This window comes from Microbulbifer variabilis (genome assembly GCF_052467165.1).
The window spans coordinates 2,592,338-2,610,295 of record NZ_CP174301.1 but is presented as its reverse complement, the minus strand read 5'-3'; the positions used below and the strand labels follow the sequence as shown (position 1 = coordinate 2,610,295).

At 42.2% G+C, this 17,958-nt stretch carries 14 protein-coding genes; 5 read left to right on the top strand and 9 right to left on the bottom strand.

Annotation, left to right across the window (positions count from 1 at the left end):
* Positions 1-90 precede the first annotated feature (90 nt).
* On the bottom strand, positions 91-1,662 hold the full coding sequence (locus ACJJIP_RS11550; protein ID WP_444945164.1) for an MFS transporter: 1,572 nt from the start codon (positions 1,660-1,662) through the stop codon (positions 91-93).
* Between the two features lie 358 nt (positions 1,663-2,020).
* Here ACJJIP_RS11550 and ACJJIP_RS11545 point away from each other — a divergent pair, with 358 nt between their 5' ends.
* Positions 2,021-2,482 (top strand): cupin domain-containing protein, encoded by a 462-nt coding sequence (locus ACJJIP_RS11545; RefSeq protein WP_444945163.1) that lies wholly within the window; start codon positions 2,021-2,023, stop codon positions 2,480-2,482.
* Positions 2,483-2,622: 140 nt separating this feature from the next.
* On the opposite strand, the gene pcp is transcribed toward ACJJIP_RS11545, so the two are convergent.
* The 6 genes from pcp to ACJJIP_RS11515 form a co-directional block, all read right to left on the bottom strand.
* On the bottom strand, positions 2,623-3,291 hold the full coding sequence (gene pcp, locus ACJJIP_RS11540; RefSeq protein WP_444945162.1) for a pyroglutamyl-peptidase I: 669 nt from the start codon (positions 3,289-3,291) through the stop codon (positions 2,623-2,625).
* A 106-nt stretch (positions 3,292-3,397) separates the two neighbouring features.
* On the bottom strand, positions 3,398-3,817 hold the full coding sequence (locus tag ACJJIP_RS11535) for an ester cyclase (protein WP_020415144.1): 420 nt from the start codon (positions 3,815-3,817) through the stop codon (positions 3,398-3,400).
* Positions 3,818-5,212: 1,395 nt separating this feature from the next.
* Complete coding sequence (locus ACJJIP_RS11530) at positions 5,213-5,677, bottom strand: hypothetical protein (protein WP_020415145.1); 465 nt, start codon at positions 5,675-5,677, stop codon at positions 5,213-5,215.
* Between the two features lie 1,462 nt (positions 5,678-7,139).
* Positions 7,140-7,748 carry an OsmC-related (seleno)protein gene (locus ACJJIP_RS11525; protein ID WP_444945161.1) on the bottom strand — a complete coding sequence of 203 codons (609 nt, stop codon included), beginning with the start codon at positions 7,746-7,748 and terminating at the stop codon, positions 7,140-7,142.
* Positions 7,749-7,975: 227 nt separating this feature from the next.
* Positions 7,976-8,431, bottom strand: coding sequence for a hypothetical protein (locus ACJJIP_RS11520; protein WP_444945160.1), 456 nt, complete (start codon positions 8,429-8,431; stop codon positions 7,976-7,978).
* A gap of 228 nt (positions 8,432-8,659) precedes the next feature.
* Positions 8,660-9,733 (bottom strand): 3-deoxy-7-phosphoheptulonate synthase, encoded by a 1,074-nt coding sequence (locus ACJJIP_RS11515; protein ID WP_444945159.1) that lies wholly within the window; start codon positions 9,731-9,733, stop codon positions 8,660-8,662.
* 974 nt (positions 9,734-10,707) lie between these two features.
* Between ACJJIP_RS11515 and ACJJIP_RS11510 the strand changes: the two genes are divergently transcribed.
* Positions 10,708-11,091 (top strand): hypothetical protein, encoded by a 384-nt coding sequence (locus ACJJIP_RS11510; RefSeq protein WP_444945158.1) that lies wholly within the window; start codon positions 10,708-10,710, stop codon positions 11,089-11,091.
* Between the two features lie 211 nt (positions 11,092-11,302).
* Here ACJJIP_RS11510 and ACJJIP_RS11505 read toward each other — a convergent pair whose 3' ends face one another.
* Positions 11,303-12,556 (bottom strand): NRAMP family divalent metal transporter, encoded by a 1,254-nt coding sequence (locus ACJJIP_RS11505; RefSeq protein ID WP_444945157.1) that lies wholly within the window; start codon positions 12,554-12,556, stop codon positions 11,303-11,305.
* A gap of 4 nt (positions 12,557-12,560) precedes the next feature.
* Positions 12,561-13,466, bottom strand: a complete 906-nt coding sequence (locus tag ACJJIP_RS11500; protein ID WP_444945156.1) for a LysR family transcriptional regulator — start codon at positions 13,464-13,466, stop codon at positions 12,561-12,563.
* 185 nt (positions 13,467-13,651) lie between these two features.
* Here ACJJIP_RS11500 and ACJJIP_RS11495 point away from each other — a divergent pair, with 185 nt between their 5' ends.
* From ACJJIP_RS11495 to ACJJIP_RS11485, 3 genes are read left to right on the top strand one after another with little or no spacing between them, the layout of a single operon-like run.
* Positions 13,652-15,319, top strand: coding sequence for an amidohydrolase family protein (locus ACJJIP_RS11495; RefSeq protein WP_020415153.1), 1,668 nt, complete (start codon positions 13,652-13,654; stop codon positions 15,317-15,319).
* Positions 15,320-15,337: 18 nt separating this feature from the next.
* Complete coding sequence (locus tag ACJJIP_RS11490; RefSeq protein ID WP_444945155.1) at positions 15,338-16,474, top strand: dipeptidase; 1,137 nt, start codon at positions 15,338-15,340, stop codon at positions 16,472-16,474.
* A 16-nt stretch (positions 16,475-16,490) separates the two neighbouring features.
* A complete protein-coding gene (locus ACJJIP_RS11485) occupies positions 16,491-17,075 on the top strand; it encodes a hypothetical protein (protein ID WP_444945154.1) in 585 nt (194 codons plus the stop codon).
* The last annotated feature ends 883 nt before the right edge of the window (positions 17,076-17,958 follow it).

The following is a 17,958-nucleotide window of genomic DNA, read 5'->3' as shown; positions in this document are numbered from 1 at the left end:
ATAGTGGATTCAGGATTAAGAAGGTATGGGGTTTCTTCGCTTGTGCAAAGGGCTAGTTTTCTACGATAGAGTGTTAATTGCTGCTGAAGGCTACAAATAGGGTTCATCTTTATACAGAAATTGGGTTGTATTTTTAAAAAGTAAGCTTGCAAGGATTCCGATAAGGGATAGGCAAAGAAAAGCAATCATTACCGCGTGAAACCCGGAATGAAAAGATGTTTGACCCCATTCCAACACTTGAGAGTGTACCGAAGGATCAGGAAAGAGCTTTGTTATTTTTTTCAGAGGTTGTGCACCCGTTATAAAAGGAAGTATTTCCAGAGTACTTACTTTGTGCTCATTGGAGAGAGCTTCTTTTGAGATTTTCGAGAAAGTTCTAACACTTGCAGCGCTTAGTATTGCTCCTGTAAATGCTATTCCTGCAGCATACCAAAGGTATGTATTAGAGATGAACAATCCGTAGGCTGCACCCTTCTCTTTTTTTGGTGCGCATTGAACCGCTGCAAGGTTAGTTGAAGAATACATTATTCCGGTAGTAACCCCCATAAAAACCATTCCGATTATTAAGTAATACCAGGATAGTTTGTCGGGCATCAAAGTAAGTGATAGGACACCAGTTAAGCAGGTAAATTGTGCGATAACAATAGGGGGGATAGGGTTGAATCTATTGTTAAATATCCCTGTTAAGATTGAAGAGAAGCATAAGAAAATTGTCATTGTCAAAATAATAAGTCCGACTTTGGCGGCGTCGTACCCAAGTATGTTTTCCAGGTATAAAGGTAAAATAAACAAGAAAGATCCAAATATCATTTGGAAGCATGCTCGAGTTATAAGTAACCCCAGGAATAGCTTGTTGTGTAGCAGTTTTAAGTTGATCAATGGTTGAGGAATAGTTCGCTGCCAAAGAAGTACAGAAGTTAGAATTCCTATAGATGTTACGATGGGTAGAATAAATTGAAGACTTCTGATTCCTGTGTGAGGCACGATATTGAGTGAAAATAATATCAAAAGATACGCAATCAGAATTAGAAACCCCGACTGATAGTGGACATTGACCTCCTTATTTTGAGTGCCTCTTATTGCAAATAAATGAATAATGATAAGGCACAATAAGCAAACAGGAATGTTTATTAAGAAAGCCCATCGCCAACCCAGATGGGTAACAATAAATCCACCTAAAATAGGGCCTATTGATTGAGCGGCAGCGGTGAATATTACCAGTAGTCCTACGACTAAACCCCGTTCAGATTTGGGGAAATGGCTTTCAGCTAGAACAAAGATCATACCGAAGGAGGCCGCCATGCCTGATCCCTGTATGAATCTTCCTATTATTATGGTTCCTAGGTTTGGGGCTGCACTTGCAATCAATGATCCGACGAGGAAAATGGTTATGCCAAGCATGAGCGTAATTTTATGCCCAAATCGATCTCCAAATTTTCCAGTGGTGATAATTAATCCCCCCATGGCTATTAGATAGATATTGTTGATCCATTGCAGTTGATATATTTTTGCAGAGAAATTACGCCCTATTGTAGGGATGGCGAGGTTGATCACGGTGACATCGATATTAACGATCATTAGAGCCAGACCGAGGCCTCCCAGCACCCACCATCGATGTGGATATGGAGCGTTTTTTGAGGGATGTTCCTTTTCGTTGCTCATGTTGTCCGATCAACCATATTTATTGAAAGTTTTTTTGGGAAGGTCTTCGTTGAATAGAAGAAGTAAGATAAGTAGTTCAATAAAGGTCTAGATACTATTATGCCTTCTATATAACTTAGTGATTTAATCTATTGTCTAAAGGTGGAGATACACAAGATTTAGGTATAGAGAGCCAAAATATAGTATTGCTGTAGTGCAAAGTTATCAGCTAGTGCTTAAGTTATCTATAGTGATACGTGACAGTTATCAATGCTATATACGCTAGTCTATTTTTCCTCTTGCCAACTTGAGAGTGTGGTATATAGGGGAAAAAAGCCCCTATCATTAAGTTGGGTCAGGACTCTTAATGGAAAAGGATATGGGGCTAAATATACGACGCGTAGTGACAGGACACGATAGTGCCGGCAAGCCTGTCGTGGTTCTGGATGATAGGGGTGAACATACTGCCAGTTGGCGTCCTCATATGGAGCAGCAACAGTTCTGGACAACAGCCGATCTGCCCGTTGAGATTGACACGGCAAATAGCGATAAAGGGGCTCGTAGGGCTGGTACTACTATTGCGGGTGGCTCCATCTTTAAAGTGGTTGAATTTGGCCCAGGTGTAACGCCTCGTATTCATCGTACAGATAGTATTGACTATGCTGTAGTCCTCTCTGGGGAGATTGACATGGCTCTGGGAGAGGATAGAGAAGTTCATCTGGTTGCTGGAGATACATTGATACAGCGCGCGACCATCCATAATTGGATTAATCGAGGGACTGAGCCTTGCCGTATTGCGTTTGTTTTAATCAGTGCTAATGGGAACTCGGCAATTGGTTAATATGAATTATTTGGTTGGGCTGTAAATCTCGAATTCCATAAAATGTTTACAGGCCGATATTGTACGTCTGTAAATGTACTGGAAGGTAAAGAGGCTAATTTACCGGCGTAACCTGTGATGAATAGTTGATATAATGGACTCTATATCTGGAACCTGGATGGAATAGGCTCATTGATATCATTAGGGTGAATGAGCGCTGCTTCTATCCCCGCATGTACGCCGAGTGCGGCTGTCTCCCTGGACATACTTGGAGTGCCAAGATTTTCAGGTAATGCCGCCACGTGAGGTAATTGTGGGAGGTGAATCCAACCGGCACGTATATCTAGCTGATTTATGGCAATATAATGTAGTACACCGTACATTAAATGGTTACAACAAAAGGTGGCTGCGGTATCTGAGATATCTGCGGGAACGCCCACGCCACGCATAGCCTTAACCATGGCCCTTAAAGGTAGGGTGCTGCGGTAGGCCACGGGACCGTCGGGTATGGTTGGCTCACCCTGCATTTCTACACCGCGGTTATCCTTTAGGTTATATCGGGTAGAATCATTAAAATTTTGTGCGATTCGTTCCACTGTTATTTCTGCACGACCGCCATACTCACCCAGCATCACCACTAACTGAGGTTGTAACTCTTTTATTGCAACAGTAACAACCTCAATACTTTCAAAAAAATTATTGGGCACTAAGATTCCAGAAATTTCAGCTTCCCCTACATAGGTTCCATCTAAAACACGCATGACTGATTCTGCTGGATTTATGGGGGTGTGCCCAAAAGCTTCGAAGCCGGAAACAATAATTTTTTTCATATTTGGTGGTTCCGCTGAAATTTTCTCTCGGGCAATTGGTTGCTGACAAAGATAAAATTTATAGGCTTAAATTTACATTGGGAATTGTTTGCCCAGACCACGAAATTTAGTCTGTGAGGCCCAGTTGTTCCAGGAAGGAATACTTATCCCAGTCAACCCAACTTTCCACCATTTTGTCTTTTTCGTATAGATCAGTGTGAATACCAGTCCAGGTGGTAGTTTTTCCTGTCGGTTCGTACTGCATAAATTTACCAGTATGCTTTGCTGTCATTCGCCAACGTGTGCAAACATAGTCGCCCTCGGCCACTTGAAGTAGGATTTCCATCTTTACATCTGAAAATCCTTTATGGAATTCGGTGACAAGTTCCTGCCATTCTTTAAGTGACTTGCATGAGGTTGCACTTCCTGCATCAGGCATCTGGTGGTTCTTGTAGTTGGGCGAGAGATAGCTAGTGGCTTTATGAGGTGTGTTATCTCCCCACTGCTGGAGAAGACTCTTTGACGTTTCTTTATGATTGGCAGTCATATAATCCTCGGATGATTTGTTAGTCGGTACTGTGCCATGGCAGAAATCCAAGCATAGTGTAGGGCGTGAAATTTTATAGAAAGTAGTAGCGCACTATGCCTTTTATTAAGAGACTTTTGTGACAAGTCAGGATGAGGCGTTCAACTGTTACTTAAGGTCTCTAATTTTGTTCAACAATTTTTGATATTTGGTGGAAGGCATAGTAATTCTTGTGCCATTAGATATGAAATTTGATTAATACCATGGATTTAAGTTGTGCCAATCATTGATATGTTTGTCAAAGACTGGAATGATTAAATTGGATCTTTAAGCTCCTAAGTGGATATATTTTTTAATTCTTGTAAAAGCTATCGAAATCATGATGTGTGGTTGATTTCTCCATAACCCTCTATATAAAGACTACATAAAGCCTGGGTGAGAGACGAATTTATTGGGGTTGTTATTTGAATCAATCCCTGGGAAAAATTCCTTGTAAAAATTTCCATAGTACGCCCAGCTTGCGTGAAGTAGCCTTCCTTTTGCTGATATACACCAAATAATGGCCGGCTCGCTTGTATCCATTGTGGCAGGATTTCAACTAGAAGACATCGATGTGATGTCATTGTTTTCCAGGTAATCGCATAAGCTAGCGATGCCTGATTCGGCCAGGGTAGCTTGGTATAGGGGGAAATAGTTATTGGCTATGTAATAGTGGGCATATTGATTGTTATTTCCTGATTATTGCTCGATAAATTCCAATGAGCAGGGCTTTTATCAAAGCTAAAGGCAAGCAAAACCGTTTAGTTCTTTCGGACTCCGGGATATACCCGATTGATGTATATTTTCTAGTGATGCAACTAAGCGCCGGTGATGCTTACCCAACTTTTGTGCATATAGAGAAGAGTTAACGGATGTTGCTTTGATGCGTATTGCCAGGTTAAAGCCTTCTCCAATGATATCTCTTAACTGGTTATCGAGAAACAGCTCCAATCGATTAAGGGGGTGAGCTATAAGTTTTGGAAACTGTGGAGCGTGCCAAAATTGTCCGAGTGTTGTAGGTGCCCTTAAGGGAATAAGCCCAGCTGGTCCACTGTCACGATTGGCGATACGATCTTCAATTTCTTGGAAATCAGTCAATAGTTGACTAAGGCTAGATTCGAAAATTTACCGGATTTGGAGATAGTACTGTAGAGGTACGGGAGACAGCACGGGCTTCTTACTATAACTGGATAGCTCTAGAGGCTGAATACTGATAGTCGTTGGCACTAGTGATAAAACATGAAATCTATTAACGACACTGCCATAGTCCATTGATTATTAATCCTGCAGGAACAAAGATACCCTAGTTAGAAAGTAAAATAAGAAAGGGGCCCGAGGGCCCCTTAAGGGTCTGTTCTTTGTGCGTATAGCACTTTGCTAATAGCGCAGATTGCTAATGCACTGGTTATATTCGCGGATATACACTTTACCACCGATACGAGGATTGGCATTTGCTTTGTCCGCTGCCGCGTTCATACAACCTTCTACTTGATCGCGAGTCAGGCCATAGTAACGAGGCGTAGAGTCGCGCCAATAGTAGCTAGGCTGAGAACCACGCCAGTAGTAGCGAGGCTGAGAACCACGCCAGTAGTAGCGAGGCTGGGAACCGCGCCAATACATATTTCTAGGTTGCTCATATTGACGGATACGAGTCGGAGGTTGTACTGGGTAAAAATAACGACCCTGTTCATTAAAGGCATAGAAAGTATTGCCGCTTTGATAGTAAGTTTTACCAAGTATTTGCACCGGTGATGCGCCTGCTGGCAGCTGTGCCAGACGCTCTTGCGCATAACTGAAACCGGCAAGAGAGAGTAGTAATATCATTGAAAGTACATAACGCATAACGTTTTCTCCTTCTCCCAACTTGGCAACAAGTCTACTCGAACATGTGTGCAGTCCCAACGTGCTGTTTGAGAAGTTTCATTTTTTTGTAGATTTTTTTTGTTATTTCAGGCAAAGCTTTTTTGAGTTCCCTTGTGCTGTTTATTTCGATAACTGGCAGCAGCCTCAAATAATATTCCAGACCATGAATCGACTATAGAACTTAAGTCTCGATTTATGTCAGTTTGTACGGTTGACCATGACTTTATACGTAATGCTTTTGCTTTAAAATGGGGCTAAATTGAATGATATTTGCGATGACTGGTTCGTCATATTATTTATAAATATTTTGGAGCCATTCCGGATACCTTGATAGAGAGTAAGTGCCAAAAATGCGTAAAGCTAGGGGATTAAGAGGCCTTTTAATTCGAGTAGATGTGGTTGGGGCTGCAGTTCCAAGCTTTGGGTTGCATTGGCTAGGATGGATCCTTCACTGAATGAGCCTAGTAGAAGGCTCTTTTGTTGCAGGCTCATCAGGTGATTTTTTTAGTTGATATGAAATTATCTCGATACGTTATTTTTTCAAAAATAATAAGCGTCTAGCGTGACAGCGTGTAAAATGATTTTTTTCTCGAAAAGCTGTGTTCATGATTGCAAGACCAGATAGCACATTTTTTTTAGATCTAAGAAGTTTTCAGTGAACTATAAATATGTATAGAAGGAGGGGATAAAACTATTTTTCAATAGTATTGATGTTTGTGACTCCTTGGGTTTCTCAATCTATATGGCTCTATTTCTGCTGATTTCTACAGGGTGATAGTAATCTAGTCGAGTTGGAATTGCTTTTTTGTATTGGCGCCCCTTGTAAGTTCTTTTCATTGTGTTTTGTATAAACGCTGGAATCCAATTGAATTATAGGTTACCCGTCAGTTTCTAAGTTCTTTGGTCTGACATTGGTTGTCATAAAGTTTGGTACATATTATCTGTGTTGGTGGGGGTAACTTTGTTATTAATTGTTGTCTTATTTGGCAGGCTAGGCGTGCAGCTGATGGCTTTTGCTGTTCACAAAAAATGGCTTAATTCTTACGTAGGATTGGAGTTTATACGGTAATATTATTGGGGCTTTGTGTCCTGTCTATGGTGGAAATTCTTCTCAGCTCTGATCTTTTTTTCTTTGGGGTGGCTGATTTCTGATTTTGTTTGGCTGTGTTGATGGGGCCTGTCTGATTGACAATTTTAACTGTAGTGATGTCATTATTCTTGATGGCTTCCACTATCAGATTACATGAATTGGTAGGTCACTTACCAATGCTGGTAGCTGGTTTTTTGGTGATTTTTTTGTAAGAGGAAAGTCAAAGTTAATTGAATTTATGAAGTTATTTGCTTCGAGCCTGTTAACTTAAGGATTACCTTGGATACCCCGTTAGTTATCTATCAATATAATATCTCCCGCTGAGATCAATTAGGGCTTTGTAGGATAGGCCTACTCGAAGGAGCGTTCACTATTATTTAGATATAGTTTGGTCGAAACCGGCGTTGCGCAAGCTACAGTTTGAAGTGACATGCAAGCTTGTCGACAGCAGTGGGCGAATTCCAGCAGTTTTTCTTCTGATTCGTCACTCTCGATGATCAAATGCATTTCCACTCGATCACCTTTGCCAAAAACCTCCTCAGGTTTGATCCCCCCAAAATTCATTGTTGTAGAAAACTCGGTTTTTTGCTCGAGCCTCACACTGTTCAGTTTAATATCTGCTAGTTTTGCTAGCATCTCTACGTGGGACATCATGCAAAGTGCCAGTCCTGCAGAGAAATACATAATTGGTGATGGGGCACTGCCTCGACCGCCAACCGCGGTACCTTCATCACAAATCAGTTCCCAGGTGCCACCATTGGGAACATTGGAAAATATCGTAGCTTTTTTAAGGTGATGCCCCTGAGGCAATTGTTCTACGTTGATATGTGCATGGAACTTCAGTAGCTCCCCTTGTTTCACCTTGTCCAGGTGAGGTGCGGCAAACGTTAATTGTTCAGCTTCTTCCGAAAGTTTGCGAACAATTGTTGAAGAAGACATGTCCCACTTGATGGAGTCCATATTTGCCTCTCCTCAATTAATTTAAGTCCTGACCTGCGGGTCACAATGAAGGCAAGTTATTGACCTTAGAACTCGGGGCTGGGAATCATACAGGTAGGGCGGAATATTAGGGTGCCTTTGATCTACTTCACAGAGTCTTTAGAGAAAAGCAGTTATAGGTATAGAGAGTAACTTAGGATTATCTTCCTGAGTCAGCTTAAAGCATCCTATCAAAACTCAAAGATTTTTCAGTCCAGGACTGGTAATGCGGTTAGCTCTGAAAGCTTATCAGCAAATTCCAGGGCATCCTCTTTTCTGGTGAAAACCCTGGCCAATACGCCTTCGTTGGCGCTGGCATGTCGAAATACCAGATTGATATGCCAGCTGGTGTAGCTTTTTTTACTGCTTGCCGAGTAGCTTGAATAGGGAATTACTTTTATTCCTTGAAAGATGCTAAGGGGGTGCCTCTCTGTCCAGCTATGCCAAAGGATTCGGTTTTCAGAAATAAACAACTTCTTTGTGCCGTCGACATAACGTGTTTTTTCGAATGAGAAGGTGATGAAAGCAAGTAGTGCAAGCAGGGTAGTGGCAATCCAGGGGAACATCGCATTGCCTTCCAGAGCGAAGCTAAGGCTCACTAGCAGCCAAACTAGGATAAATCCGCCGAATATATAGGTTAAGACTTTGTTGGACTGCAGTTCCATTATTGTGGCCCGATTTAAACCGACTAATTACATGCCTCGTTGACAGAATTAAATAGATAAAATGTAGACTTTGGCGTCACAAAATGGTAACTCCTGCTGCAGCATACTCCTGTAAATGAAGAATGTCAGCGATTCTTAGGTAGAGGACTAGGGAAGGGAGGTAGTGGGAGTTGATAGAGCGAAGGTATCAGGACCTCTAGAAGGCCCTGATACTATCAAAGGGTTTGATCAAGCGTTACGCCGCTTTAGTGGGTCATGCAGTTGCTCTGCTATTCCCAGTAGTAACGACTCGGTAGTTTCCCAATTGATGCATTTGTCGGTAACGGAAACGCCGTATTCCATATCATCCAGGTTCGGCAGGATTTTCTGGTTGCCGGCTTTCAGGTTGCTTTCCACCATGATACCGATAATTGACTGGTTGCCGTCGAGGATTTGATGGGTCACATTGTCCACAACAAGGGGCTGTAATTCGTGGTTCTTGTTGGAGTTCGCATGGCTGCAATCCACCATAATATTTGGCACGATATTAGACTTGCGTAACTCCTGCTCACACATTGCAACACTTACCGAGTCATAATTTGGCTTGTCATTACCACCGCGCAGTACCACATGGCCGTATGGGTTGCCGGACGTGTGAATGATCGCAACTTGACCGCGCTTGTTGATACCAAGGAATCGGTGGGGATTAGCGACAGACTGCAAGGCGTTAATCGCCACTTCCAAGCCGCCGTCGGTACCATTCTTAAAGCCCACAGCGGAGGATAGGCCGCTGGCCATTTCTCGGTGAGTTTGGGATTCGGTAGTACGCGCGCCAATAGCTGACCAGGAAATAAGGTCTTGCAGGTACTGGGGTGAGATTGGGTCCAGCGCTTCTGTAGCGGTGGGTAACCCCAGCTCGGCGACATCCAGGAGCAGTTTGCGGCCGATGTGCAGACCTTCCTCAATCTTAAAAGAATCATTAAGATGAGGGTCGTTGATCAGACCCTTCCAGCCAACTGTGGTACGCGGTTTCTCAAAATAGACACGCATCACTATCAGCAGAGTATCGGAAACCTTATCAGCTACCGCCTTAAGGCGCTTGGCATACTCCATCGCGGCGCCCACATCGTGAACGGAGCAGGGTCCGATTACCACCATTAGGCGGTGGTCTTTGCGATCCAGGATGTCACGCACGGCGGAACGCCCTTTGGCGACAGTTGCTTCGGCGGCATCACTGATGGGGAGTTCTGATTTCAGCATCTCCGGGCTGATCAGAACTTCCTGGGAGACGACATTCAAGTCGTCGAACTGCTGTGTGGTCATAGCGTCTTCTGATTACTCTGTTCCATAGTACCGCGCTGCACTTGCAGGCGGATGACTTATCCTACTGTGCCACAAAGAATAGGGCGAGGGTTTCATTTGCAACCAAATATTTGGCCCGATTTTGGGATATTCATTTACCTTTATCCTGTGACAGTTTGGCACTTTGACAGAATTTAGGGGAGCTCAGTTGAGTCCGTTGTGGCGAATAGGGCCTGCGAACTGAGAAGATAATCACGTGCAGCTTGGGAATGCTGCCACTGAGGAAAGGAGACCTTGAGGGGGTGAACTACTCGTTCACCGGTATGGTTGGTTGGAAGGGCTGCAGTAGAAGGGCCTCTGGCTTGGTAGATTAAAAGTCACAAATTTGAACCCCTTTGAGCAATCAGGAATGAAATTGAAGTCGATGGTGTGGATGCTCTCATATGAATCTTTGCAGTTGCTTTAGGTATTAGGCTTGAATCAGCACTCAGAATCGTAGTTGGGCTCTACCTTTCCGAACATGCGCCATTCTGACTGTTTTCAAGAATGTGCTCTACTTTCGTGGCTGGATTGAGGGGAGGATACTCTGCACATGAAACGATGTTTGCGAATAATCGCTTGCCTAAAGATTGCGGAATTCTGAAGTTTCTGCCCATGGGCTTGGTGACCCATTCGGAAGGGTTAAGATGCTAATGGTCAATTGGTCAGTTTATGAAAAATAGCTTCAGGGATGATGTGGAATCAGAAATCAAACGGAATCAAGAGCCAAACGGACTGCTGAAGATCTAAGAAGGCTCGTGAGGCGTGACCTTCGCGGGAATATTTGTACTGCTTTTAACCCGCCCTTAATAAGACATTAAGTTAGTCTTGTTCTATAATTTTACTGATCTATGCTAACGCATCAATTTGCTTGCATATCTTGCTAAATTCAAATGTGGCAATCCTAGTGAATCACTGCTACCCCTTTGCTTGAATAAAACTTTGAGTAAAAAACTATGAGGCTACCGATACTTTTAATGCTAGTTATTTACTCCAGTGGGCTTATTGCCGAAACATTCAAGGAAAAAGCAGTTAGTAAAATATCCGCATATTACTGCAGTGGAAATCAAAATTTTCTTTACTGTATCAAGCCTGAGATACTATCAGACTTACAAAATTGCGTTACATATTTTGTAAAGAATACAACTGAATGTTCTTCGAAATACCTGGATTTAGGCATGAGTCTATCTGATGAAGAGCAGATGAATATTACGATGGAGTTTGGGCAGTGCTCATTGAGAGAGTTAATGAAGGCAGAAGATATAAAGGAATCGGATTTTGATGAGTGTTTTAGTAGAAACTATGATGAATCTAAACGAAGTCCAGTCCTTGATAGATAGCAAAAAGATGTATTAGCTAGCATGAGTGCATTTAAATTTTTCATGTAAAATATGCTTAGGGGAAAGTTAATATGTGGGTGTTATAAGAATAATTATTTTTCTTAGAAGTCTTAATGAGACTTCTAAGAAAAAAGTAGAGACATTAATGGTGTGTGGTATGGCGATGTTATCCATTAGTGAGGAATACTGATGGAGATTCCATGATTAGTAATCAGTCACTCAGAAAGCGCCAATAAACAAAATATAAACTAAAGCAGATCAGCAAGCCCAAGCAGGCAAAAGTATAAACCAAATACCAGCCTTTTAAGTGATACTCTCTTGGTACCCATTTACCATTCATGACCAAAATATTGAGTAATGCAAAGATTGGTGCGCAAACGAAAGATAAAGTGGTGACAAAGTCGATAAGGCTTTTTAGCTGATTGGCAAATAGGGAAATAATAAACCAGCTTATAAGGCTTAGCGTAACTAGGCTTATTATGTAGACCCTATTCTCAGAAATCTGGTTGCCACCTGAGCCTTTTAGGGCGCTTCGCCAAACTTGAGGGAATCCATCAGAGACCGCAAATGTTGTTGAAAAAAGTGCGAAAAAACAAATAATACTGATTATTAAGTGGCTCCAATCACCTAGAGATTCGGTATAAATATTGATTAGTTGTCCGGCAAAAATGCCAGCAGACTGGGATACTTCTATACCTTTCCCAAACATTATTAATGCGCCTAACCACACAAATACTATTGCTAATAGCAAGCTGGTGAAATAACCAACTTTAAAGTCAAATACTAAAGACTTCTTAGCATACTCTCTTTCCGGAAGTTCTTTTATTTTTCGTTCTGACCAAATAGAGTGCCAAACAGAAACTTCAATAGATGTGGGCATCCAGCCGACTAAGGCAACGACAAATGCGATACTCATAGCTGGGCCTAAATCAGTCAATAAATATGTTTTAGGGGGGAGAAGGCCGTACTGACTTATTGCAGCAATGAGCGTGATTAAGCTGGCGATAGCTAGTATAAGTACCATCCATTTTAAGGATTCATTTAGCCACTTAAATTGGCCAGCAATCAGTATTCCGCATGTGATGATCAGAATGACGGCGGACCACTCCGAAACATTTAAGACATCACCAAATAGATTCAGAGCCAAGGCTGCAGTGACAATCGTAACCGCCGCCTGTACAAAGAACATTGTTAAAAATGTGAGTGCCAGATAACTATAAAAGCCCAATCGACTGTGTTTTTTGTAGCCTTCTAATAGACTCTCGCCAGTTACAGCAGCATATTCTGGACCGATTTTGAAAAAAGGATACTTGATTAAATGAGCCAGAAAGATAAATCCAATTAAAGCAAAAGCGTAATCCGCTCCTGCCCGGGTAGACTGTACGATATGAGATACGCCAATACTGCTTGCAGCCCAAATGATTCCAGGGCCCAGATTTGAGAAAGTGCGTTTAAATACATCCATTAAATTAGAACTGCTCAGAATGGTGTTTTGCAAAATAACTTTTTGCCATGTCGATAAAAGTTTTAACTTTCAAAGATAGTTCACAACGATGAGGGTAGAGCGCAAAGACTGTTAGTGGTTTTATTGTGAATTCAGGCAAAATTTCAATTAATTGCCCAGATTCGACATAAGATTTGACTGAATAAAATGGGGCTTGAATAATCCCTTGTCCTTCTGCGGCGGCTTCATTTAATAGTCTTCCATTATTGGATTGCCATGCCCAGGGAAGTTTTATTTTCTTGATTTCTTCTTTATCTAGAAATAGCCAATGGTCGCCGCGGATACTGTGGTTAAAGAACAGTAATTGGTGCTTCTTTAGTGCTTCCAAGCTTTCAGGCTGTCCATTTTCTTCAACGTACGAGTCACTCGCCCAGAGTGCTAACTTGGTCTTTGCGATAGATTGGACGATATAGCTAGAATCGGGTAACTCTGGTGCGATCCTAAAAACAAGATCGATTTTATTGTCAAGTAAATCGAGAGGATCATTGCTAAGGTGAAAATCCAGAAACACTTGAGGATAAAGCTCGCGATAATTTGCGATCAATCCGGAGAAGTATTGACTGCCCAGTTCTACGCTAGTGGATATCGAAAGTCTACCCTTGGGCTCTTGATTATATTCTGACATCGCCTGATCGACGGCATGAAGTTTTTTTAGTATTGGTGAAATCTGTTTATAGTAGTTCTCGCCTGCTTCGGTTATCGATACTTTGCGCGTATTGCGCATCACCAATAGGCAGCCCAGCTCTTCCTCTAATTGCTTTATGTACCTGCCAACCATCGCTGCGGAGATTCCGAGCTCACGAGCAGCAGCTGCGAAGCTCTGCTTTTCGCAGGCCAAGCAGTAGGCTTCAAGTGCGTGTAATTTATTCATTGACTTTCCTCGCGGCCAGTCAGCTTCATCTCTTATCGTCGTGGATCGGAATTGAGTATACCGATATACCAAATAAACTTATAGTTTATACACTATAAAATAATATGGCATTTCAAATATGACTTTAGTGGCGCAAAATAGCGCGATTAGATTAAAATCCTGCAAGCCTCCCTTTAGATAACTCCATGAATATAAAGAAAATATTGACTCTGGTAGTTCTATTTATCACCACCAATAGCTACGCCTTAGCTTCCGAAGATACTCTAGAGCCAGTTTTGCTCATTAACGCCAATATAGTGGATGTTAAATCACTTAAAATCGCCAAAGATCAATCGATCCTCATCGAAGGCGACAAGATTAAGAGAATCGCTTCTACGAAGAAGCTGTCCAAAGTGAAGGGGGCAAGCGTTGTTGATTTAAAAGGTAAGTTCGTTATACCAGGTCTAATAGACGCTCATGTTCATCACGCTACAGATCCGGATGACTGGGATAAGCTTTCGATTACTACTGAGCGACTTAGATATCTGCTTCGCGGCGGCGTCACGTCTGTGAGAGATATGGGAGGCGATGCGAGAGCACTAGCGTACTTAAAACGTCAAGCTGAGGTGGATTCGATCGCGTCGCCGGATATCTACTTTTCAGTCATAATTGGTGGAGAATCCTTTTTCTCAGATCCTAGAACCATTGCATCAGCCAAAGGGCGCGAACCTGGGCACACCGTCTGGATGAGAGCGGTAGGCGAGCATTCCGATATGGATTCAATAATGCTCCAGGCTAAAGGTGCTGGTGCAACAGGCATCAAGATATATGCAGACGTTGAAGCTGAGACGGTTCCATTACTCGCTAGCGCGGCCAAAAAACACGGCTTAAAAGTCTGGTCGCATGCTTATATTGGCCCTTCCAAACCCCTACAAACCGTTAATGCTGGCGTTGAGACTATTTCACATGCCTCTGATATATCCGCACAGTTAGTTGACAACTTCAAGGAATGGCGAAGAAAAACTGCTGAACTGGATGGCTCAAAGTGGGAAGAAATCCTACAAAAAGATAGCTATTTAGATCTTTTTGACGCGATGAATGAGAATGGAACAATTCTAGATGCAACACTCACCGTTTTTGAACAAAGGAATGAATTAAACGAAAAATATAGGCTGCTTGATCAGCTTAGTACAAAAATGACACAATTTGCCTATCAAAGCGGCATTACTATTGCCGCGGGCACAGATGCATTTAGTGACCTGGAAAATGACACAACACCGATGATTCACCATGAGTTGAAGCTACTCGTAGGTGAGATAGGTATGAAGCCTCTCGAAGCAATTCAAGCAGCTACTTTAAATGCCGCAAAGGTGATAGGAATCGAAGACTCTGTCGGTAGTGTTGAAGAAGGTAAGAAAGCAAATTTGGTGGTGCTTTCAGAAAGTCCCGAGAAGAATATTGAAAATAGTAAATCGATAGTTCATGTTGTAAAGAATGGTCGTTTTATCTTTATCGGCGACGACCCACAGTTGCCTTTCTCTTCTTCACGTGAAATGAATGGAACTATTTGGCTATCCGGACAGATCGGCAATCATCCTTCAACTTTAACCTTGGCAGGTGAAAGCCTGGAAGTTCAGATGCATCAAACAATGAAGAATATTGGCCAAGTTCTTGAGAGCAAAAATCTGGGTTTTGATGATGTGGTTAAATGTACTTTGATGCTTGCTGATATTGATGACTGGCCAGAGGCGAATAAAGTTTATATTCAGTACTTCAATGGAAAAAAGCCTGCAAGGAGTGCTTTTGCAGCAAGCGGACTTGCACTTGATGCAAAAGCGGAAGTTGAGTGTATTGCTTCACGAAGTACTGATTAATTCTGGCGAGGGGGTTTTATGAGCGATATAAATAGAAGAGCATTAATTAAATCTCTGATGTCAGGTAGCCTTGGTTCTTATCTGGCTATTAATTCGGGCATATTAAATGCTTTTTCAGGGGTTGATGCAGGCAAATCAGTGTGGAATCAATACGATTCATCGATTGTAATTGATGGGCTCAGTGTAGCATTCTCGCTCAAGGAGCCTGTTTCCCAGAAGTCGCTGGGGATATTCAAAAGCTCAGGGATTAGTGCCTTGAATATGACTGTTCCCTACCCAGGTGATGACTATGGAGAGACTTTAAAAAAGGTCGAAAAAACTAAAGCTATCATTGAGCATAATTCAAACTACTTAAGCTTGATTCTATCCGCATCAGATATTCTAAAAGCTAAAGAGGACAAAAAGCTTGGTATCATAATGGGATTTCAGTCAACTGAAATGTTTGATGAAACACTTTCAGGTATTTCAGAGTTTGCCAAGATGGGTGTTAAGATCATGCAGGTCTCTTACAATGGCCCTTCAATTCTTGGTAGCGGTGGTCTTGTCAAGGAAGATTCAGGAATTACCTCGCTCGGCAAGAAAGCCATAGAGATAATGGAATCAGAGAGGGTGCTGGTCGATCTATCACACTCAGGAAAGAGAACCGTTGCCAGTGCCATCAGGCAGTCAAAAAAACCGATTGTGATCTCCCATACTGGCTGTAATACGATTTATAAGCATCCTCGAAATAATGACGATACAGAGTTGAAAGCAGCAGCAGACACCGGCGGCTTGGTTGGTATCTATTTAATGCCATTTTTGGAAGGCGGTGAGCATGAAATTAAGGCTGATATGGTAATTAAACATCTATTGCATGCCTATAATATATGCGGTGAAGATCATGTTGCTATCGGTAGTGATCAAGGCGTAGTGCCAGTCAACGACGGCCCTGAGTATCGGGAAAGTATTCGCAAAGAAGTTGAGCGTCGTATTGCGGCAGGAATTTCAGCGCCAGGAGAAACCCCACATCGTCCTCCATTTATTCCCGAACTGAATTCTGAGAGACGAATGGAGCTTATTGCTTATAAGCTAAGTCAAAAAGGGATCTCTGATCGAGTAGTAGAAAAAATAGTTGGTAAAAACTGGTTGCGTGTTTTTTCTAATGTATGGAATTAAAGGAAGATAAGCTTAAATGGATAAATATCTAAAATTTGATAATATTTTAACTCGGCTGGTTGCTTGTGTTACGCTTCTCTTTACACCTTTGCTCTCTGCTGAAGAGCTTAGCACTTACTCTGAATTCCCAAAAGGTTCAAAGACTGAAGTAATTCCTTTCCCGATCGAATTTGCTTCAGATATCACCTTGAATGGTATTGAAGAGCTTGTGTTTCTACCCGGCATGTATAAACAAGAAAAAGAAGATTTTTTTAGTTATGCTTTTTCATGGACCCATAAGCCTGAGAAGAATCAAGTTTTTGGAAAGACCAAAATTGAGAATTTTATAGCCTCCTACTATAGGGGGTTGTACAAAGCCGTCACTGAAGGCAAAGAATATGAGCCTGCTATTACAATTGAGCAGGTTGATGGCAAATATACTGGTCAGATAAGCTGGATTGAGCCATTTGTAACCAAAAAGGAACAGACCCTCCGCTTTAAAGGGGACCAAATCCATTGTGAAAAAATTAATGAGCTTCGCTGGTTTTTCCTTGTCTCTCCACAAGATTTTTCTCATCCCGTTTGGAAAGAACTTCAGTCGATAAAACCCTCTGATTGTTAGTGGTAGAACCCTAGATTTAATCACCTCTTTGACAAATACGTCACTAAAGAGGTGATAGCGGATAGAGAGTTTGGTTTTTATAGTGAGATGCTAGTTCGTTTGTTACTGGGTCCCACAGGTAGGTAGGCCCTTGGCGCTCCCACACCTTGAGTCAGACCAGGTTATCTGCATGAGGGGCTAGGACGGCTAAGCCAAAAACTCGACCCAAAAAATAGTGGACTTGGCTGTTGGTAAACTCATTTCTGTGTAAATTAGTACTTAATTTTACCGGTAATCTACCTTATTTCCATCCTTTTAAGGTCGGATAATGGCCAGCTGGGTTGCTATGTGAAGTATGCTTGTCTTGGCTTACTCTGTGTTTTGTATATCCCAATTGTGTGTATTTAGCACAATTCAGTTACAGCCCTCTATACGAAAGCTAAAGTAACTGTCAATGGCAGTCCGGTATGGAAAAAAGTACATTCAATTCCATAGGGCCAAAGAAAGTAATGAGAGTTATCGCTATGTGTGCCGGAGCCCTAGACAGTTACTGCGGGGGTACTTATTGCAGGCTGGGCACAAAGTGCTTTTTGTCGCCCGTGGAAGCAACTGTGTACTTCTAGGAAGCGTGGTTTAATGGTGCTGCTTTTTAAGGCGGGAGCCCTTTACAATTCAGATTGATGCTTCGGAGAAGGTTACTTTATTTGGGGTAGGAGGTCTGATCCTATTTTGCAATAAGGTCTACGATACTGGAAGTGTCGTGAAACTTCCCCTCGACGCTGTAGATGAAAGTGCAAAGGTCCTTACTCCCGAATGGGCGCACCTCAAGGGTTAATAGAGTAGTTTAAGAGCCAGGCTTAGTAGGGCAGGGCCTCTCGTCTTTATCAATGTAAATGCAGCAGAT